This window comes from Nocardioides cremeus (assembly GCF_030518195.1).
Taxonomy (GTDB): Bacteria; Actinomycetota; Actinomycetes; order Propionibacteriales; family Nocardioidaceae; genus Nocardioides; species Nocardioides cremeus.
The window spans coordinates 1-277 of sequence record NZ_JAULSC010000274.1; the positions used below are offsets into that span (position 1 = coordinate 1).

Sequence of the window (277 nt, forward strand, 5' to 3'; positions counted from 1 at the left end):
GCCTGGCTCGCCGCGGGCGTGAAGCCGAAATCGGAATTCCGCATCGGCACCGAGCACGAGAAGACGCCGTTCACGCTCGAAGGCCACAACCCCGTGCCGTATGAAGGCGCCAGGGGGATCGGTGCGCTGCTCGATGGCATGAAGCTGCTGCTCGGCTGGGAGCCGATCATGGAGCGCGGCAACATCATCGGCCTCTATGACGTCACCGGCGGCGGTGCGATTTCGCTGGAGCCCGGCGGTCAGTTCGAACTGTCCGGTGCGCCGATCGAGACCGTGC

The 277-nt window shown here is 66.4% G+C and carries 1 protein-coding gene; it reads left to right on the forward strand.

Annotated elements, in window-relative coordinates:
- On the forward strand, positions 1-277 hold a 277-nt coding region (locus QWJ41_RS21150), incomplete at both ends, for a glutamate-cysteine ligase family protein (RefSeq protein ID WP_302710465.1).